The 19638-nt window shown below is 72.9% G+C and carries 13 protein-coding genes and 1 pseudogene; 3 read left to right on the plus strand and 11 right to left on the minus strand.

The window, feature by feature from the left end; all coding sequences use genetic code 11:
• Positions 1-174: 174 nt before the first annotated feature.
• Together OG933_RS03060 and OG933_RS03065 are read right to left on the minus strand one after the other, a co-directional pair.
• Positions 175-1110 (minus strand): pyridoxamine 5'-phosphate oxidase family protein, encoded by a 936-nt coding sequence (locus OG933_RS03060; RefSeq protein ID WP_405625183.1) that lies wholly within the window; start codon positions 1108-1110, stop codon positions 175-177.
• Positions 1107-1805, minus strand: coding sequence for a hemerythrin domain-containing protein (locus tag OG933_RS03065; protein ID WP_405625184.1), 699 nt, complete (start codon positions 1803-1805; stop codon positions 1107-1109). Before OG933_RS03065 ends, OG933_RS03060 begins: the two co-directional genes overlap by 4 nt.
• A gap of 152 nt (positions 1806-1957) precedes the next feature.
• Between OG933_RS03065 and OG933_RS03070 the strand changes: the two genes are divergently transcribed.
• The 3 genes from OG933_RS03070 to OG933_RS03080 all read left to right on the plus strand — a co-directional run bounded on the left by OG933_RS03070 (position 1958) and on the right by OG933_RS03080 (position 10062).
• A complete protein-coding gene (locus OG933_RS03070; RefSeq protein ID WP_405625187.1) occupies positions 1958-5374 on the plus strand; it encodes a BTAD domain-containing putative transcriptional regulator in 3417 nt (1138 codons plus the stop codon).
• Positions 5375-5782: 408 nt separating this feature from the next.
• The gene (locus OG933_RS03075; RefSeq protein WP_405633219.1) at positions 5783-9751 is read left to right on the plus strand and encodes a SpoIIE family protein phosphatase; all 3969 of its coding nucleotides are present in this window, start codon (positions 5783-5785) and stop codon (positions 9749-9751) included.
• Positions 9751-10062, plus strand: coding sequence for an STAS domain-containing protein (locus tag OG933_RS03080; protein WP_405625188.1), 312 nt, complete (start codon positions 9751-9753; stop codon positions 10060-10062). The genes OG933_RS03075 and OG933_RS03080 overlap by 1 nt, the downstream gene beginning before the upstream one ends.
• Before the next feature lie 51 nt (positions 10063-10113).
• Here OG933_RS03080 and OG933_RS03085 read toward each other — a convergent pair whose 3' ends face one another.
• The 9 genes and pseudogenes from OG933_RS03085 to OG933_RS03125 all read right to left on the minus strand — a co-directional run bounded on the left by OG933_RS03085 (position 10114) and on the right by OG933_RS03125 (position 19509).
• Entirely contained in the window at positions 10114-11496 is a 1383-nt protein-coding gene (locus OG933_RS03085; protein WP_405625190.1) for a nucleotide pyrophosphatase/phosphodiesterase family protein, read from the minus strand.
• On the minus strand, positions 11493-12662 hold the full coding sequence (gene eboE / locus OG933_RS03090) for a metabolite traffic protein EboE (protein ID WP_362532925.1): 1170 nt from the start codon (positions 12660-12662) through the stop codon (positions 11493-11495). The genes OG933_RS03085 and eboE overlap by 4 nt, the downstream gene beginning before the upstream one ends.
• Before the next feature lie 3 nt (positions 12663-12665).
• Positions 12666-13514: a TatD family hydrolase gene (locus OG933_RS03095; protein WP_362532928.1), complete on the minus strand. Its 849-nt coding sequence runs from the start codon at positions 13512-13514 to the stop codon at positions 12666-12668.
• On the minus strand, positions 13514-14230 hold the full coding sequence (locus OG933_RS03100; RefSeq protein WP_362532931.1) for an EboA domain-containing protein: 717 nt from the start codon (positions 14228-14230) through the stop codon (positions 13514-13516). Before OG933_RS03100 ends, OG933_RS03095 begins: the two co-directional genes overlap by 1 nt.
• A gap of 10 nt (positions 14231-14240) precedes the next feature.
• The gene (locus tag OG933_RS03105; protein WP_405625192.1) at positions 14241-15170 is read right to left on the minus strand and encodes a sugar phosphate isomerase/epimerase family protein; all 930 of its coding nucleotides are present in this window, start codon (positions 15168-15170) and stop codon (positions 14241-14243) included.
• Positions 15167-16276, minus strand: a pseudogene (locus OG933_RS03110) (SCO3242 family prenyltransferase); the annotation flags it as partial. The gene OG933_RS03105 and the pseudogene OG933_RS03110, both read right to left, overlap by 4 nt.
• An 8-nt stretch (positions 16277-16284) precedes the next feature.
• Complete coding sequence (locus OG933_RS03115; protein WP_405633221.1) at positions 16285-17388, minus strand: inositol-3-phosphate synthase; 1104 nt, start codon at positions 17386-17388, stop codon at positions 16285-16287.
• An 814-nt stretch (positions 17389-18202) separates the two neighbouring features.
• Positions 18203-18409 (minus strand): hypothetical protein, encoded by a 207-nt coding sequence (locus OG933_RS03120; RefSeq protein ID WP_362532940.1) that lies wholly within the window; start codon positions 18407-18409, stop codon positions 18203-18205.
• The gene (locus tag OG933_RS03125) at positions 18406-19509 is read right to left on the minus strand and encodes a pentapeptide repeat-containing protein (protein ID WP_362533087.1); all 1104 of its coding nucleotides are present in this window, start codon (positions 19507-19509) and stop codon (positions 18406-18408) included. The genes OG933_RS03120 and OG933_RS03125 overlap by 4 nt, the downstream gene beginning before the upstream one ends.
• Positions 19510-19638 lie beyond the last annotated feature (129 nt).

Below are 19638 nucleotides of genomic sequence, written 5' to 3' on the forward strand. Positions count from 1 at the left end.
GGCACGGCCTCCGAGACCGGCCGACGGACAGACAGGGGCGGACGGGCGGACGGGCCGAGCCGCCAGGGTTGAGCATGGGCACCGGCGGCGCCCGACCGGCTGCGGGACGGCCCCCACCCGGTCGAACGCACATGACAGCCGGTCAGCCAGGCGTGCGGTCAGGCAGGCATGCGGTCAGGCGTCGCGTCGCTGGCGTACCGATGCCGCGACGGCCCTGAACTCGTCCCACTGCACCCGAGGCCGGCGCAGACCACGCTGTTCCAGATAGCGGCGGGTGGTGCGGTGCGTCCGGCGCAGGAGCCGCACCGCGTCGATCGGACGTCCCGAACCCATCGGCTCCACCACCTTGGTGGGAATCAGCAGCCGGCCGTCGCCGCTCGCCCGCAGCTCGCCGCGGACGAGCGCGTTGTCCATGTGGTTGAGCCGGTCGTCGTGCCGGTGCACCAGCAGGGACGCGGGGCCCGGCACGGCGGCGCAGTCGGACGGTACGTCCACCACGAAGCCGTCGTCCGTCGGTACCGGCCGCGTCCGGGCCAGCACGGGCACCCCGAAGGCGTCGCGGGCCGCCAGGACCGCGCTCGGAAAGCCGGCGAGCCGGTCGGCTCCCGGCAGCGGGTTCCGCCCGCGCGGGCTGGGCTGCTCGGGCAGGGAAAGCGGCGGGAGCGGTGGCCGTACGATCACCTGCTCGGGAGTCACGGTGATCAGCAGGCGCAGGTAGTACCAGTCCATCAGCCGCCGCATCGGAGCGGTCACGTACGCGCGGCTGTGCGGCTGCCGCTCGAAGAGCATCCGCCAGTAGTCCTCGGCACCCTGAGGCCCCGTCATGATGTCGTCGGGACAGTCGGCGCGTCCGGCGACGAAGATCTGCGGAGCGTGTTCGAGGCCGCTGCCGGTGGGATCGGAGAAGAGCAGGGCGACGCGTCCGTCCCGGCGTACGTTCAGGGCCTTCTGCGCGAACGCCAGGGACGTGGTCAGCAGGAGTGTCCCGTCCTCGCGGCGGCGCACGGCCGTGGGCCAGGCCAGCGGCGTGCCGTCCCGGCCGAGCGTGACGAACTCGCAGGTGCGGTAGGCGTCGAGGACGTCGTGCGGGACGCAGTCGAGTACGGTCACCGTCCTGCTCCCCCGTCCAGCGGGGCGCGCAGGGCGCGGCGGGCAGTGGCGTACTGGCGCCGGCCGACGGCCCTCCACAGCAGGCGGCCGATCAGCGGGGTCCTGCCGAGGAAGTAGGCGCGCTCCGCCGGCGTGGCCTCCTCGAGGAGCGCGCCGAGGGCGAGCAGGAGCTTGTCCTTGGGGATCCGCTCCAGTCCGCGCCGGCCGACCAGGTCCCATTCGGCGACCGTCAGGTGCTCGGCGATCAGCGGAAGGACCAGCCGCTCCTCGTCGTCGAGGTGTTCGAGCAGCGCGGTGCGGTGCTCGTCCAGAGCAAGCGCCAATTCCTCACCGGCGATGTGGTCGGCCGCTCGTTCCCATACGGGTATCCAGTCGGTGACGGCCACAAGGCTCTTGTCGATTCGCTGGTGCTGCTCCTCCATGCGGACGACGAGTCGGTCGTCCGGGGCGCGCTCACGCAGCAGCGGCCAGACGAACTCGTCCTCGAGCGAGTGGTGGCTGTGCAGACCTTCGAGGTAGTCGCGCAGGTGTCGCGCGACCTTCCTCGCGCGTGCTGTCCCGCCGTCGGGCACGGCGCGCACCAGCCGAGGAAGAAGCGCCGACTCGCGGCGGAAGATCCGGTGGACCACGATCATCTCGTGGGTGTAGGGGCGTGCTGCTGTGGAAGGTTCGTCAATGGTGCTGTCGGGGGACACGCTTGCTGGCTCCAGCGATCAGTTGTCGGCAACAGGCTCCCAGCGTCCGCCTCCTCCTTGGCGTCTGCTTGGAGCGCCACTTGGGGCCGGTGAGCGTCGCGTTTATCGTCTGTTGACGGGCCGGACCGGCCACTCGGGTAGATTCGCGCGCCGTGCTACGCATTCGAGTCCTGGGTTCGCTGGGTGCCGATGTCGGGGGTAGGCCGGTCGAACTGGGTACTCCGCGGCAGCGGGCCGTCCTGTCGCTGCTGATAGCTGCCCGTGGCAGCGTCGTGCCGGTCGACCGGATGGCGGAGGAACTGTGGCGGGGAGCGCCGCCGCCGAAGGCCACGGTGTCCCTGCACGCCTACGTGTCGAACCTGCGCCGATCCCTCGAGCCGGGGCGGCCCGCGCGCGCCCCGGCGACCGTGCTGGTCACCGCTCCCCCGGGATACGCGCTGCGGCTGCCCCAACACGCCGTGGACGCCTGGCGTTTCGAGGACCGGGTGAACCGTGCGCGTCGCGCGTCGGCCGAGGAGGCCCGGGGGCTGCTCGCCGAGGCGCTCGGGTGGTGGCGGGGGCCTGCCTTCGCGGAGCACGCGGACGAGGGGTGGGCTGCGTCGGAGGTGGCCTTCCTGACCGAGTTGCGTACCGAGGCCCGCGAACTCGCCGTAGCAGCCGATCTTCGTACGGGACGGGCCGCCGAGGCGGCTCTGGCGGCCGAACTCCTGGTCGGGGAGAGCCCGTTGCGGGAGGAGGGGTGGCGGCTGCTCGTCCTCGCCCACTGGGCCTGCGGCCGGCAGGCCGACGCGCTCTCCTCGCTGCGCCGGGCCGCGGCGGCGCTGCGTGAGGAACTCGGCTGCGACCCCGGTCCGATGCTGGCGGAGCTGGAGCACGCCGTGCTCGCCCAGCGGCTCGACGTGCTGCGCGCGTCCGTGTCCGGTCCCCTTCTCGCTCTTCCCGCGCCCGTGCTCGCCCCTGAGCCGACCCTGACCGAGTCGACTGTGACCGAGCCGGCCACGACCGAGCCGGGCATCGCCGTCGCCGGAACGCCACGGCCCGGGCAGCACCTGTTCGTCGGCAGGAGCGGTGAACTGCGCGCCGTGGACGCCGCCGCGCGAGCCGCTCGGCGCCATGGCGGCGTGGTGCTGGTCACCGGCGAGGCCGGGGCGGGCAAGTCCGCCCTGCTCGGCCGACTCGAAGGCCGTCTGCGGTCCGATGGCTGGCGGGTGGTGGTCGGGCACTGCCCGGAGTACGAGGGTGCGCCGCCCGCCTGGGCGTGGGTGGAGGCGCTCGGCACGCTCGCCCGCGAACTGCCGCCGGCGCGGCCCGAGGAACTGGCGGCTCTGCTGCGCAAGCCGGAGAGTGTGGCCGCCACGAGCCCGGACGAGGCGACCGCCGGACGCTTCCGGTTGCACCGCGCGCTCTCCGCCTGGCTGCGTGCCGCGGCCGTCGAGGCGCCGCTGGCCGTCGTCCTGGAGGATCTGCACCGGGCCGACAGCGAGACGCTCGCCCTGCTCGAAGCGGCGGCCGCGGTCACCGACGTGCCCCTGCTCACCGTCGCCAGCTACCGTCCGGCGGAGGTGGGTGAGCACCTGGTCAAGACGCTCGCCCGGCTCGCCCCCGGCGCGCCGCACCGGATCGCGCTCCGCGGCCTGCCGCCGCGGGACGTCGCCACCATGGTCGACACCGTCTGCGGCGCGTCCGTGGACGCGGCGACGGTGACGGCGCTCGCCGAACGTACCGGCGGCAATCCGTTCTACGTCCTGGAGAGCGCACGTCTGCTGGCGAGCGAGGGCGCGCTGGTCGCGATCTCCGAAGTCCCCCAGGGCGTCCGCGACGTCCTGCGCAGACGCCTGGCCCTGCTGCCCGCCGCGGCCCGGTCCGCGGTGCAACTGACCGCCGCGGTGGGGCTGGAGGCGGATGTGTCCCTTCTGGTCGACGCGGCCGACACGGCCGAGGACGAGATACTGGAGGGGCTCGACGCCGCCCTGGCCGCGGATCTGCTGACCGCGCCGGGCCCCGGCCGCGTCCGGTTCGTGCACGCGCTGGTCCGCGACACCGTGTACACCGACCTGTCCGGCGTACGGCGTTCACGGCTGCACGCACGCATCGCCCGGGTGCTGCGCCGCCATCGCCCCGACGACTTCGCCGCCCTGGCGCACCACTTCACGCATGCGGGCAACCCCGCGGACGCGCCCCTGGCCGTCCGCTACGCGCTGCGGGCGGCCGAGGTCGCCGAGCGGCGCTACGCCCACGACATCGCCGTGGGGCTGATCCAGCAGGCGATCGAGGTGCACACCACCGCCTCGGGTGGCCTGGACGCGCAACCCGACCGCGCCGTCGGCCTGTTGGTGCGGCTGCTCGGCGCTCAGGTCCGGGCAGGGTCGACGGACGCGGCCCGGCGCACCCGGCAGCGGGCGGTCGAACTGGCCGAGCAGGCGGACCGGGGCGACCTGGTCGCGGCGGTCTTCGGGGCCTGGATCGAACCCTCTCCGTGGCACAGCAGGCTGGGAGGCTCCTACGACCCCGCGCTGCTGGCCCGTCTCGAGGAGCTGGCGTCCGATCCGGGCCTGGACGATCCCGCCCGCGCGGGTGTGCTCCAGGCTCTCGTCGACGCGGTGGCCGCCGAGGATCCGCCGCGGGCGTTGGAGGCGGCCCGCACGCAACTGCGGCTGGCCCACGCGAACGGCGAACCACGGCTGCTGGCCGCCGCGTTGATGACCTCCGCCAAGCTGCTCCCGCACGAGGCACCGGGTGACGCACGGCCGCCTCTGGTCGCCGAACTGCGCGAGCTCGCCAGTACGCACGACCTCCCCGCCTACCGCTGGGTCTGCCAGAACCTCGACGCGATGACCGCCGCCACCCTCAACGACCCGGCCGCGGTGCACCGGCACAACGCGCAGGGCCTGGTGCTCGCGCACCGGTACCGGATGGTGTGGGCGCAGGGCATCAACGCCGCCACCTCGGCCATGCTGGCGGGTGTCGCGGGCCGCTTCGAGGAGGCGGAGTCCTGGTACGCCGAGGCCGACGTCCTGTTGCAGCGCGTGGGGGCACACCATGCCCAGGGCCTGCGCACGCTGGGACTGACCACCATCCGGCTCGCCCAAAACCGTACGGCCGAGATCGAGCCGGTGATGCGCGCCGTGTACGACTCCGTCGGTGCCCCGGTCGGGGTGGCACTCGCTCTCGTCCTGGCCCGCCTCGGCAGGCTCGACGAGGCGCGGGCCGTGAACTTTCCCGCGGAACCCGTCACCGATCACCTCTACGGCATGGAACTCGACTTCCGCTCCCAGCTCGCCGTCCTCCAGCACGACCAGGACAGCGCCGCCGCGCTGGTCGAGCACCTGTTGCCGCTCCGGCACCAGCTGGCCGGCGCGGCCGGCGCGGTCTACGCGACCCGTCCTCTCGCCCACGCCCTCGCCGACCTGTACCGGTTCCTCGACGAGGAAGGAGCCGCGGCCGAGAACTACGCGCTGGCCGAACGCACCGCCCTCGCGTGGGGCTCACCCCATCTCGCCGGGAGCGCCCGCCGAGCGGTCGCGGAGCTGTCCGCGGCACGCGCACGGCGGCGGACCCTCACGACGTAGGTCGCTCCCGGCCGTGCCGCGCCGGCCGCGGAGCGAACAGACCTTGATCGGAATCAGCGATGCATCCGGATCCGCCGACCGGGCGGAATAGATTTGTCGGAGTCCCAGGGCGGACAGCGCGTTTTAGTGGCAACAAGGATCGGCAGGGGAAGCCGGCACGACTTCGGTGCGGGTCGTGTGCGGCTTGCGAAGCGATCACAGACGAGAAGCGGGTATCAGGTGGCGTACGCGGACAGAGGTGTGAATGATCCGAGCAGAGCCGACTGGACCGAGGCCTTCGCCGCGGATCCGGACATCGGCGGCGACCTCGCCACCGTCGACTGGGCGTCCACCTCCCTCGGGCCGCCGGCCGACTGGTCCCAGAGCCTGCTGACGGCGGTACGCATCCTGCTGTCGTCGCGCTTTTCCATGTGGATGGCCTGGGGGCCGGATCTCACGTTCCTCTGCAACGCCGCCTATCGCCGCAACACACTGGGGCGCAAGTACCCGTGGGCCCTGGGGCGCCCGGCCCGCGAGGTCTGGTCGGAGATCTGGTCCGACGTCGGCCCCCGTATCGACCACGTCCTCGCCTCGGGCGAGGCGACCTGGGACGAGGCGCTGCTGCTGTTCCTGGAACGGTCCGGATACCGGGAGGAGACCTACCACACGTTCTCCTACAGCCCGCTGCGAGACGACGCCGGCGCCGTGGTGGGCATGCTGTGTGTCGTCAGCGAGGAGACCCAACGCGTCGTGGGCGCACGCCGGATGGCGACCCTGCGCGATCTGGGCTCCGATCCCAGCGTCGTCCGTACGGAGGCGGAGACGCTCGCCTTCCTCGGCCGTCAGCTCGAACGCAACCTCGCGGACCTGCCGTTCACCCTCACGTACCTCCTGCACGAGGACGGCGCACACCTGGCCTGTACGACGGGGTGGCCGGCGGGCGGTCCGGCAGCTCCGGAACTGCTGTCGCCGAAGGACTCCGGCCCATGGCCGGTGGCGGCCCTCGCGGACGGCGCGTCCGTGTGCGTGCGGCTGGACGCCGACCTCTTCGGCGGCCTGCCTGCCGGCGCCTGGACACAGCCGCCCGAACAGGCCCTGGTCGTACCGCTGGTGCAACCGGGCGGCGCGCCCTACGGCTTCCTCGTCGCCGCGCTGAACAGATACCGTGCCCTCGACGAGGAGCACCGGGGGTTCGTCGAACTCGTCGCCGGATACCTCGCCGCGGGCATCGCCTCCGCCCGCAGTTACCGTGCGCAGCAGCGGCGCGCGGAGGAGCTGGCCGAACTCGACCGTGCCAAGACCACGTTCTTCTCCAACATCAGCCACGAGTTCCGCACCCCCCTCGCGCTGATCTCCGGGCCGGTCGAGGAGTTGCAGCGGCACCTCGCGGGCGCCGACGTGGAGGTGCGGCAGGAACTGGACGCGATCCACCGCAACGCGCTGCGCCTGGGGAAACTGGTCAACACCCTCCTGGACTTCTCCCGCATCGAGGCCGGCCGTGTCCAGGCCTGCTACGAACCGGTGGATCTGGCCGCGCTGACCGCCGAACTCACCAGCGTCTTCCGGTCCGCCGTGGACCGGGCCGGCCTCGACCTCGTCGTCGACTGCCCCCCGCTGGACCGGCCGGTCCACGTCGACCGGGACATGTGGGAGAAGGTGATGCTGAACCTGCTGAGCAACGCGCTCAAGTTCACCTTCGACGGGTCCGTCGGCGTCACGGTCCGTGAGGAGGACGACGGGGCGGTGGTGACGGTCTCCGACACCGGCGTCGGCATCGCGGCGCACGAGATGCCGCACCTGTTCGAACGCTTCCACCGCATCAGCGGCGTCCGTGCCCGCTCCCACGAGGGCAGCGGCATCGGCCTGGCCCTCGTCCGGGAACTGGTCCTGCTGCACGGCGGCACCATCACGGCGGACAGCACCCCGGACCGGGGTACGTGTTTCACCGTCCGGCTGCCGTTCGGGTCCGCGCACCTGCCCGCGGACTCCGTCCACGAGTCGTCCCGGACCCGCCCCGCGTCGGCCGCCGCCGTCCCCTACGTGCAGGAGGCCCTGCGCTGGCTCCCGGCCGGCAGCGGCACGGCCGTGCGGGACAAGGCCACGCACGACACCTCGTCCCCGTCCGCCGCCTCCGGACCGGCCGTGCGCGCACGCGTCCTGGTCGCCGACGACAACGCCGACATGCGCGAGTACCTGGTCCGCATCCTCACCGACGCCGGCTACCGGGCCGACGCGGTGAGCGACGGTCTTGCGGCCCTGACCGCCGCCCGCGCCGAGGCTCCGGACCTGATAGTCAGCGATGTGATGATGCCGCTGATGGACGGCCTCGCCCTGGTCGGCGCCCTGCGATCGGACACCCGGACCGCCTCGGTCCCCGTTCTGCTGCTCTCCGCCCGGGCAGGCCAGGAGGCCTCCATCGAGGGACTGTCGGCGGGCGCGGACGACTACCTCGTCAAACCCTTCGCCGCGGCCGAACTGCTGGCCCGGGTGCGCGCCAACGTGGAACTGGCACGGCTGCGCACCCACCACGTACGGTGGCGTGCCGCCCTGGTGGACTCGCTCCAGGAAGCCCTGCTCGTCATGGACGACACCGGCACCGTCCTCGAGGTGAACGCCGCGTTCGCCACCATGCTCGGCCACGGCCCCGACGGGTTGCCGTACGCACCGGAGCACCCCTGGTGGCCGGATGCCACGACCGACCCGGCGGCCCACCGGACGGTGGCCGACGCCTTCGCCCACCTGCTCACCCATGGCCACGGCAACCACACCCTTCCCCTCACCCATCGGGACGGGCACCGGCTGTATGTCAGAGCCGCCTTCAACGACGCCCGCGATCCCGACAGCGGACGTCGGATGATCGTGGGAACATTCCGCGACGTCACGGCCGAACGGCATGCCGTCCAGCGCGAGAGCGCCCTCGCCTCCCTCAGCACCCGCCTCGCCGAGACCGCCGGCCTCCACCAGGCGCTCACGGCGGCTCTGGACCGACTCCGGGAGCTGTGGCACGCCGAACACGTCCTGTCGGCGGTCCTCACCGCGGACGGCCACCCGCACCTCACCGCCACCCGCCCGCTGACCTGGCAGGAGATCCCGGCCGAGCGCCGGCGGGCCATCAGCGACCTGCAGAACCACCCGCTGCTCACCCCGGTCGTCGGCGAGAGCGGGGCCGGGATCCTGCTCGAACACCCCGAGGGCCCGATGGCCCTGTGGATCGAGCTGGAGCCGGCGCGTCGCTTCGGCCGCGAGGACGAACTGCTGCTGGCGCTGCTCGGCGGCCATCTGGCCCAGGCACTCACCCGCGCCCACCAGATCGATCAGCAGCGTGAGACCGCGCTCGCCCTGCAGCGCGCGATCCTCGGCCCCTCCCTGCTGCCCGAGGGCTTCGCGGCGCGGTACGAGCCGGCCACCCCACCGCTGGAGATCGGCGGCGACTGGTACGACGTCATCGCGCTGCCGGGCGACCGGATCGGCATCGTGGTCGGCGACTGCGTCGGACGCGGCCTGCAGGCGGCCACCGTGATGGGCCAGCTGCGCAGTGCCTGCCGTGCCCTGTTCCTCCAGGATCTCGGGCCCGCCAGCACGCTCATGGCTCTCGACCACTTCGCCAAGGGCATCCCCGGCGCCATGTGCACGACCGTCTTCTGCGGCGTTCTCGACCCGCGGACGGGAAGCCTGACCTATTCGAGCGCCGGCCACCCGCCGAGTGTCCTCGCCCTCCCGGACGGCGGCACCGACCTGCTCGAAGGCGGACACGCGCTCCCTCTCGGCATCCGCCCCTCCCACGAACGCCCCGAGCACGTCCGTCCGCTCCCCGCCCGCTCCTCGCTCCTGGTCTACACCGACGGTCTCGTCGAGCGCCGGCGTCAGTCACTGGACGTGGGTATCGCCCGGGCCGGCGAGGTGCTGCGGGACGGCCGCGACCTCGCAGCCCGTGAGCTGGCCGACCTTCTCATGTCCGAGCTGGCCCCCGCCGGCGGCTATGACGACGACGTGGCCCTCCTGCTCTACCGACATCCGGGCCCGCTGCGGTTCTCCTTTCCGGCGGAGTCCGGCCAGCTGGCCGTCGCGCGTCATGCCCTGCGCGAGTGGCTCACCCGGTGCGACCTGCCCCGGCGCACCGCACAGGACGTGCTGATCGCCGCCGGTGAGGCCTGTGCCAACGCCGTGGAACACGGCCACCGGGCCTCCCCCGACGGGACCGTCCGCCTGCACGCCGACGCTTCCTCCGACAGCGTCCGGGTGATCGTGGCGGACAGCGGAGTCTGGAAGCCCGGCGATCCGGCCGGCTCACCCCACCGGGGCCGGGGGATCGGCATCATGAAGGCTCTGTCGAACCATGTGACCATCGTTCCCGGCCCGCTGGGCACCACCGTCGAGATGCACACGAGGATCCTGTGATGCCCACCCAGCTGACTCTCACGCACGGCGGACACTGCGACGGCGGCACCCTGCTGACGGTCGCGGGCGAGATCGACATGAGCAACAGCGGCACCCTCGCCGACGCGATCGACGGCGTGACGGGGCCGGTCGTCGTCGACCTGACGGAGGTGGAATACCTCGACAGCGCGGGTCTCAACGTCCTGTTCGCCCACGCCGACCGCATCGAGCTCATCGCCGGCCCGCTGCTCGAACGGGTCCTGTCGGTGTCCGGCCTCACCCGTCTCGTCACGGTCCGGCTCCCGCGGTCGGACGGCCCCGCCACCGCGTGAGGGCGGCGGCGGGGCCGGACGGCCGACGTGAGCGGCACCGGGCTTCAGCTGTCAGCCGATGCCCGCCAGCCGCAGCAGCAACGGCTTGACCTCCGTCGCGGCGAGAGGGCCGGCCACCTCACCGGGGCGTGAACACAGCAGGACGGGCCCCTCCTCGGCACGCTGCGGCAGTCTGCCGTGGCTGCCGCGCACCGGGGAGGGATCCAGCGGAACCACCGCCATGCGGTAGCGCATGCCGAGCTTCTTGCGGGCCAGCGCACCCGCCGCCTTGACCTTCACGTACGGGTCCAGGGGATCCATGAACAGCTCGGCCGGGTCGTAGCCGGGCTTGCGGTGGATCTCCACCAGCTGCGCGAAGTCGGGCGCGCGGGCGTCGTCGAGCCAGTAGTAGTACGTGAACCAGGCGTCCGGCTCCGCCACGGCGACGAGTTCGCCGGAGCGCGGGTGGTCGAGACCGTGCTCCTTCTTGCCCTCGTCCCCGAGGAGTTCACCGACCCCGGGCAGTTCCTCCAGCACCTCCCGCACGCGGGGCAGGTCCTCGGGACGGCGCACGTAGACGTGGGCGAGCTGGTGATCGGCGACCGCGAAGGCACGGGACACCATCGGGTCGAGGTACTCCATGCCGTCCTGGGTGTGCACTTCGAGCAGACCCGCGCGGCGCAGGGCACGGTTGATGTCGACGGGCCTGCTCACCTCGCTGATCCCGTACTCGGACAGCACGACGACCGTACGGCCCTCCTCCGCCGCCTCCTCCAGCAGCGGGGCCAGTTCGGTGTCGAGGTCGGCGGCGGCCTTCAGCGAGCGCGGGTCGCGGGGGCCGAAACGCTGGAGGTCGTAGTCCAGGTGGGGCACGTAGCACAGGGTCAGGTCGGGACGGCGGGTGCGGTTGAGGTGGCGGGCCGCGCCGATGATCCAGGCGCTGGACGGCAGGCCGGCGCCCGGTCCCCAGAAGTGGAAGAGGGGGAAGGTGCCGAGTTTCTCGGTGAGTTCGTCGTGCAGGTCCGCGGGGCGGGTGTAGCAGTCGGGTTCCTTGCGGCCGTCGGCGTAGTAGATCGGACGGGGGGTGACGGTGTAGTCGGTGTCGGCGCCCATGGCGTACCACCAGCAGATGTTGGCGACCGTGTAACCGGGGTACGCCCGCCGGGCGGCGTCCCACAGCTTGTCGCCGGCCACGAGACCGTTGTGCTGACGCCACAGCAGGACGTCGCCGAGCTCGCGGAAGTACCAGCCGTTGCCGACGATGCCGTGCTCCGCGGGGAGCGTGCCGGTGAGGAAGGTGGACTGCGCGGCACAGGTGACAGCCGGCAGCACCGTGCCCAGCTCGGCCTGCGAACCGCGGCCGGCCAGCGCCTTGAGGTGGGGCATGTGGTCCAGGAGCGCGGGGGTCAGGCCCACCACATCCAGGACGAGCAGGGGGGTGGGTCCGGTGGTCACTGCTGCTCCTTGAGTCCGAGGTCGGCCAGCAGATCGGCCGCGAGGCGGAGTTCGGCGGCGATGCCGTCGGCGAGGGCGGCGTCGGTGGTGGGGCGGGACCGGGCGGGCAGGGCCTGCCAGGTGTAGGTCTCGACCTCGAGGTGACGGGTGCGCGGGTGCGGGCCGCCGAGCAGGACGCTCAGGGTGTCGCGCAGCACGTCCAGGGTGGAGGTCAGCGGTGGGGCGGGGGGTGCGTGCAGCGGGACGTGGAAGTGGGCGCGCCAGGGCACGGTGTCCGGCAGCGCGCCCTCGGTCAGCGCCTGGCCGAGGTCGTCGGTGCCGTGCACGGTCCCGAAGACGTGGGCCCGGGTCTGGTGCAGGAAGCGCGGTTCGTCGAAGGCCGCGAGTGCCGTGCGCACGGCCGGGTCGCGGGGATCGGCGGCGTGCAGGGCCGCGGACAGCTGGGTCTTGAACACCGTGATGCCGGCCCGGTCCAGCGCGGCGAGCGCGCCGGCGGGCTCCTCGAAGCCGGTGGCGAGGTGACAGGTGTCCAGGCACAGGCCGATGCGGTGGGCGGGCAGCGCGCCGAGCGGGGCGAGCGCGTCGGCGGTGGACTCCACCACGCAGCCCGGTTCCGGTTCCAGGGCGATACGGATCTGGCGTCCGGTGGCTTCGTGCAGGTCGTCCAGGCGGCCGGCGAGTTCGTTCAGCGCGCTGTGGGCGCGGTGTGCGGCGCTTTCGTCGTAGGCGGTGCGCCAGGCCAGCGGGAGGGTGGAGATGGTGCCCTCGGTGACATCGTCGGGCAGCAGGGCGGCCAGCAGCCGGGCCAGGTCGGTGGTGTACGCGAGCCGCTCCGGATCGCTCCAGTCGGGCCGGTAGACGCGGTACTTGACCTCTTCCGCGCCGAAGCCCTCGTAGGGGAAACCGTTGAGGGTGACCACTTCCAGGCCGCGCCGGTCGAGTTCGGTGCGCAGCCTGCCCGGTGCGGCCGGGTCCGCGGTGAGGGCGCGGACCGCGTCGCGGGCCAACCACAGTCCTATGCCCAGGCGTTCGACACCCAGCCGACGGCGGACCGGTTCGCAGTGGGCGCCGAGCTGGGCGATGACCCCGTCGAGGGTTTCGGCGGGGTGGACGTTGGTGCAGTAGGCGAGGTGGACGGTCGAGCCGTCGGGGTGGCTGAAGCGCACGGTTCACTCTCCGCCGCGGAGCAGGGAGTTGCCTTCGTGCAGGGCCGCGGTTTCGGCGGGCTCGAGGACGAGACGGCCGCTGAGCCCGTAGAACGCGACGGGGTTGCGCCACAGCACCTGGTCGACGTCGTCCTCGCCGAAGCCCGCGGCGAGCATCGCGTCGGCGACCATACGGGTCTTCAGCGGGTCGCTGTTGCCCCAGTCCGCGGCGGAGTTGACCAGCACCCGGTCGAGTCCGTACTCGTCGAGGACGGCGACCATGCGGTGCTCGTCCATCTTGGTGTCCGGGTAGACGGAGAAGCCCAGCCAGGCGCCGGAGTCCTTGGCCTCCTTCACGGTCGTCTCGTTGAGGTGGTCGAGCAGCACGTGCTCGGTGGGCAGCCGGGACTCGGCCACGGCGTCCAGGGTGCGGCGCAGTCCGGCGAGCTTGTCGCGGTGCGGGGTGTGCACCAGGGCGGGCAGGCCGTGTTCTGCGGCGAGTTCGAGCTGGGCGGCAAGGGCGGTGTCCTCGGCCGCCGTCATCGAGTCGTAGCCGATCTCACCGACCGCCACGACGCCGTCCTTGACGAGGTAGCGCGGCAGCTCCTCCAGGACGGGGAGGCAGCGCGGGTCGTTGGCCTCCTTGGGGTTGAGCGCGATGGTGCAGTGGTGCGCGATACCGTACTGGGCGGCGCGGAAGGGCTCGAAGCCCAGCAGCGAGTCGAAGTAGTCGAGGAAGCTCTCCGGTGAGGTGCGCGGCTGGCCGAGCCAGAAGGAGGGTTCGACCACGGCACGCACCCCGGCATCGTGCATCGCCCGGTAGTCGTCGGTGGTGCGCGAGGTCATGTGGATGTGTGGGTCGAAGATGCGCATCAGGCTTCCTTGGCGGCGAGGGCGAGGGCGAGGGCGTGGTGCAGGTCGTCGGGTACGGGCCGGGCGGCGGCGGTGCGCTCCGCGGCGAAGTCGGCGAGCATGCGGGCGAGTTCGCCGTCACCGCGGGCGCGGTCGGCGAGCCCGGCCACGGCGGCCAGCGGTACCTGGGTGAACAGGCACTTCAATACGGCGTGCCGCCAGGCGTGGGCGGGCAGGTGGGCGGCGGCATAGGGGCCGACGGCCGCCGCCACGAGCCGGGTGTCGTTGGCGCGCAACGCGTCCTCGACCAGCGCCACACCCTGACCGGGCGTGAGGGGCAGGTGCGGCAGGGCGAGCAGGACGGCACGGCGTTCGGCGCCGCTGCCGTGGTCGTAGAGGCGGGCCACGGCGGCCGCGCCCGGGCGGGCGGTGCGCAGCAGCAGCACCCGGGCCGCCTCCGCCGCCTCCGGGCCGGCACACACCCGGCCGGCCGCGGCGAACCGCAGCTCCCACGCGGGCACACCCCGGCGCGACGTGGCGTCCCGGGCGGGAGGCACGGCGTTTCCGGCGGGGGGCTCGGGGGCCGGGACGTCGAGGGACGCGGTATCCCTTGCGGGAGGCTCGGCAAGGTCCTGGCCGGGGGGCGCGGCGGCGCGTGCGTCGGCGAGCGCGGCACCGAGCCAGGCGGCGGCCTCGGAGCCGAGGCGGGTGGACAGTTCCTCTCGGATGACCGACATACGGGTTTCCTTACGCGGACGGCGGCGGGGAGACGGTGAGGAGCTCGGCGGGCGTCGGTCCGGTGGGGGTCGGGCCGGCGGCGGGGGGCTGGTTCTCGAATGCGGTGAGCCGGGTGCGGAGGAACGCCATGGAGGAGCGCGCGAGTTCGGGGCCTGCGTGGGAGTGGCGGGGCAGTTCGACCACGGTCAGCCCCTGGTATCCGGTGGCGTCCAGCGCGGCCAGGACGGGCGGGAAGTCGATCTCGCCCTCCCCGAAGGGCAGGTGTTCGTGGACGCCGCGACGCATGTCCTCGATCTGCACGTGCCGCAGCCAGGGTCCCGCCGCGGTGACACAGTCCGCCGGCGGCAGCGGCTCCAGGCACTGGCAGTGGCCGATGTCGAGCGTGAGACCGAGCAGCGGATGGTCGTCGAGCTGCTCGCGCAGCCGGTGGAAACCGGCGAGTGTCTCCAGCAGGTGACCGGGCTCCGGCTCGATGGCCAGCGGAACTCCCGCCTGCTCCGCGGCGTCCAGGACCGGGGTCAGGGAAGCGCCGAGCAGTTCCCAGGCGGCGTCCTCGTCCGTGCCCGCGGGACGGACACCGCTGAAGCAGTGCACCGCGTGAGCGCCGAGGTCCGCGGCGACCCGCACGGCGGTGACCAGCAGCGCGCTCCGTGCCGCCCGCCCCTCGGGCTCCGCGTCCAGCAGGGTGGGACCGTGCTTGCGGCGCGGGTCGAGGACGTAGCGGGCGCCGGTCTCGACCGTGACGGACAGGCCGAGCGCGCCGAGCCGTTCGGCGACCCGCGCGACGCGCCCGGCCAGGCCGGGGCCCACCGGATCGAGGTGCATGTGGTCCAGCGTCAGCCCGACGCCGTCGTAACCGAGTTCGGCCAGGACACTCAGGGCGTCATCGAGCCGCAGATCGCTCAGGCCGTTCGTGCCGTAGCCCAGACGGACACTCATGTCGGGCTCACCTTCCGGGCCAGCCGACGTGCCACAGGCACGAGCCCGGCAAGCAGCGCGGCGGAGACGGGCGCGCCGGAGCGTGCCGCGAGAGCCGCCTGGAGCGGGATCAGCGCACGGATACCGCCGCCGACGGCCCGCTGGGTCAGCGGGGGCGACGGATTGAGCACGGCATGGACCAAGGGCCGTCCAGCCGTGACCACATAGCCACCGGCCAGCACTGCCCTGCCGAGCCCGCCCGGCGTGTCCGGTGCACCAGGCACACCGGACACGCCGAGCGCACCGGCGCGCCCGAACCGGCGCCACCGGGCGGCCGCGGGCTGCCCCTCGGTGCCGACCAGGGCGCCGAGGACGGCCGTCACACCGAGCGCGGCGAGCGGCCCGCCGCGCGCACCGCCCTGTGTCTCGGCCCGCGAGACGGTGGTGAGCGCATAGGTGTGCGCGCTGAGTACGGCAGCGGGCAGCAGTGCTCGGCGCACCGCCCCGGCGGTACCGCCCGCCCAAGGACCCGCCCCAGCCCCAGCCCCAGCCCCAGCCCCTGCGCCTGCGCCTGCGGAGAGACGCGCGAGGATGCCGGCCCCGGTGCCCGCCGGGACAGCCACCGTGGCACCCGTGGAGGAGCCTGCGGGGAGGTGCCCGGCTGACGGGCGCTGCCGGGCCGTGCGCGGGCCGGCGGTGGCCACGGCGCCCATGAGCAGGTCCAGACCGCGGGCCGCGGCCATCGCCGCCGGGCCCGCCGCGGTGTGCTTCAGCCGCAGGTCGTAGGCCCACACGGTGCCCGCGATAGCGGTCGCGCACCATGCGGCGGGCCGGCCCGCGGCGAAACCCAGACCCAGGCCCGCGCCCGTCAGCACGGCGGCCGCCGCCAGCGCCTGCCCGGGAGCGATACGGCCCGAGGGAACAGGCCGGTGAGGACGCTCGGCAGCGTCCTCCTCCCGGTCGGCCCAGTCGTTGAGCGCCATCCCCGCCTCGTACAGGCACAGCGAGGCACCGGCGGCCAGAGCGGTGGCGGCGCCCGGACGCCGACCGCTCGCCGCAGCTCCCGCCAGCACGTCCCCGGGAACGGTGAACAGAGCCGAGACGCGCAGCAGTTCGGCCCAGTCACGGAGCTCACTCATCGGCCGCCCGCCAGCCGTGCGGCGAACGCGACCAGGGCGTCGTACTGCTCGGCCAGCGCCGCGGAGCCGCCGTCGGGATCCTTGAAGTAGAAACCCAGCTCCGCGAGACCCCCGGCTATCCCCACCTCGTGCGCGCGGGCGGTCAGCCGGGCCAGATCGAGCACGAGCGGTGCGGCCAGCGCCGAGTCGCAGCCCTGCCAGATCGTCTGGAGCACCATCCGCGAGCCGAGGAACCCCTCGAAGGCGACATGGTCCCAGGCCGTCTTCCACTCGCCCAGGGCGGGCACCTCGTCGATGTGCACCTCGCCCTCGGGCAGCGCGCCCAGGTTGTCCTCGAGGACCCGGTTCTTGCCGGTGTTCTTCGCCGCGGCCGCCGCCGGATCGGCCAGCACGGCACCGTCGCCGCCGCCCAGCAGATTCGTCCCCGACCAGGCCCGCACGCCCAGAGCACGCTGGCGGAACATCGGCGCCAGCACCGCCCTCAACAGGGTCTGCCCGGTCTTGCCGTCCCGGCCCGCCCACGGCACGCCCGCCCGCCCGCGCAACTCCTCCAGCGCCGGATGACCCACTCCCGCCGAGGGGGTGAAATTCACGTACGCACACCCAGCCCGCAACGCCGCCGCGGCATACAGCGAGCTCGCCGGCAGCCGCCCGTCCGCCACCGGGACCGGCTCGGTGGAAGCGACGTTGACCACCACCGTCCGCGCCAGCCCCCGGCGCCGGGTGAAACCCTCGATGTCCGCGGCGAACGCCGCTGTCAGCTCCTCGTCACTGCGGTCGTCACCCGCCGACGGTCCTCCCGGCCGGATCTCCTCGTCGGCCGCGGCGAGTTCACCACGCACCGCACGCACCAGCCCGTACGGCAGCACGCCCTGCTCCCCCAGCACCTCGGCACGCTTCACCAACGGCCACTCCACCGTGTCATGCCCGCCGAACACCAGAGACGACAACGCGGGCAGCCCCGCAGCGGTCAACTCCTCGGTCTCCGTGACCAACCCTGTCGCCGGGTACAACCCCGCCACCAGCCCGGCACACCCCGCGACCACCGTCGTGGCAACCGACCCACGCGCCCCGACCAACCAGACACCCGTACCCCCCACCCCAGCGCCGACAGCAGCGGCACCAGCAGAGGGCGACTCGGCGAACTCAGACACGACAACCTCCCGAAACTACGTCAGCGATGACAAACGAGAACCACCCGGGACACAGGCCACGCAGCACTCTCGGCACGCCGCCACGCAAAGGGGGCGACCGAGAGCTGAAGAATGGGTTCGCGAGCGGGTGGCCGGAATACGTGGCATTTCCCGGCATGCTAGTCCGCGTGCCTTACGGAATGCAGGGATCGGCCCGCTCACCCCGGGCCTTCGTGGACCGACTCTCCAGGAGAATTCAAGTCCGCCCGGCAGTCTGCCGACGGACGGGCGACGCCTGAACCCATGGCGGCCTGACGCGACGGCAGCAGCCCGGAGGGCAGGTGATTTCCCGCCTCGAACAGCCCGGACGGGTAGCCGCCCCGCCCGCAACCGGGCTGCGGCAGCCCCGTGACGAGGAGCGTCCGGACGGCCGGACTCCCCCGTTCCGCCGCCATGGCCGGAAAAGGGGCGACAGCGTCAGCCCGCCACCCGACCCGCGTCCGCACACATCACCGGCTCGCAGATGCCGCGCCGGGCGTCCGGCGGGTCCCCTTTCGCGGCCCGTACTGGAATACCGCTGGAGAACCACTCGGCACCGCCTCGCGCTCCCCTCCACAAATCCTTCAGGCCCCTTGCGGCCGACCTTCGAAGACTCCGCGACAACCCCCACCGAAGACACTGCCGAAAGCCACACCACCGCTTCGAACCGACCGTCACGCAACACGCAAACGGTGCGGAGAAACAATGGACATAAGAGTTCCGGTTGCACTCAACGCCGAAATCAACGGGAAAGTACATCGTCCCCACCGCAGGCAATCCCCGCCGGATCCTCGCCCTCCGGCCCGGCCAGGTCGTCCCCGTCCCCACCTACGTGGAAGAACTCATCGACGCCCACCGCTATGAACGACTCGCCGCCCAGGGCCACGAAGCCTTCGAGAACGGCCACGACAGCGACGCCGCCCGCCTCCTCGACCCGGCCCTCGGTCACGGCGTGGACCGCAGCTGCGGGTGCTGCGTCGTGATCCCCGAAGGCTGGAGCAGCGGCGGAGGTTCGGGGCCGGGATCCTCGGTGACGACGACGCCCGCGGCCGCGTGGTCGAATCCGGCGGGCCAGCGCGTGTGCTCGCTGGCCAGCGCGCCGGTGAGACGGGCCTGGTGCAGGTCGGCCGTGCTCAGGTCGGAGCCGCGCAGGTCGGCCAGGCGCAGGTCGGCGTGGCGGAAGACAGCGCCCCCCGCATCGGCCTTGCGCACGTTCGCCTCGCGCAGGTCCGCCTCGGTGAAGTCCGCGTCACGCAGGTCCGTCTGGACGAGCCGTGCGCCCCGCAGGTCGGCCAGCACACAGCGGGCCCGGCGCAGGATCGCCGTCTTGAGGTCGGCATGCCGCAGGTTGACCGCGACGAGGGACGCCTGGGTCAGGTTGGCGTGGTAAAGACCCGCCGCCTCCATACAGGATCGGTCGAGGTTGACCTCGTGCAGCCACAGCCCGTCGCAGTCGGCCCGGCGCAGGTCCGTGACCCCCAGATTGACCCAGGACTGCTCCCGGGGTTGCAGCAGCAGCACGCCGAGCCCGGTCAGCGCCACCTGGGCGTCGGGGGCTCGGACCTCCAGCGGCACGACGTCGTTGATGGGTACGTCCGTCGCCGGAGCTTCCGGCCCGGCGGGCGGCCAGGGCAGGTGTGTACGCAGGTAGGCGGCCTGGATGGAGATGACGGCCTCGCGGTCGCGGGCGGAGTGCTCCGCGATCCGCCACAACGCGTGGAGTCCGCCGATGCGCGTCTCCAGCTTGTCACTGCCGAGTTGATCGACGGCCGTGCTGAACCGGTCGGTGACATAGCCCTCCTGGGTGGCGCGCAAGCCGTCCTGACTGACGCGCAGTTGCCGCCAGGTGGCGTACGCGCCGAACAGCACGACCACGCCGCCGACGGCCTGGAGGAGGGTCGTACGGACGTCGTTCACCGCTTTCAGCCGGTCCTGCGCGGCGACGCTCGCCCCGGCGAGATCGTGGTCGACCACCACGCCGGGCAGGAGGACGAGCACCGCTCCCAGAACGGCCAGCCCCGCCGCCCCGGCCAGCACGGCCGCGGTCACCCGATGCCTGACCAGCCTGGCGGGCCACGATCTGCGCCCACGGTCCGGCTCCCCCGTCTCCATGGGCATGGGAGCGTAGGCGCAGCCCATAAAACGATCAAGAGGCCCGAGCGGGCGTAGCGGATTCGG

It is taken from the genome of Streptomyces sp. NBC_00016, from assembly GCF_045040885.1.
GTDB lineage: Bacteria > Actinomycetota > Actinomycetes > Streptomycetales > Streptomycetaceae > Streptomyces > Streptomyces coriariae.

Excerpts from the sequence above, each read along its gene's own strand:
- OG933_RS03075 (WP_405633219.1), top strand. The coding sequence starts at position 5,783 with ATGTGGATGGCCTGGGGGCCGGATCTCACGTTCCTCTGCAACGCCGCC.
- OG933_RS03080 (WP_405625188.1), top strand. The coding sequence starts at position 9,751 with ATGCCCACCCAGCTGACTCTCACGCACGGCGGACACTGCGACGGCGGC.
- OG933_RS03095 (WP_362532928.1), bottom strand. The coding sequence starts at position 13,514 with ATGCGCATCTTCGACCCACACATCCACATGACCTCGCGCACCACCGAC.
- OG933_RS03100 (WP_362532931.1), bottom strand. The coding sequence starts at position 14,230 with ATGTCGGTCATCCGAGAGGAACTGTCCACCCGCCTCGGCTCCGAGGCC.
- OG933_RS03105 (WP_405625192.1), bottom strand. The coding sequence starts at position 15,170 with ATGAGTGTCCGTCTGGGCTACGGCACGAACGGCCTGAGCGATCTGCGG.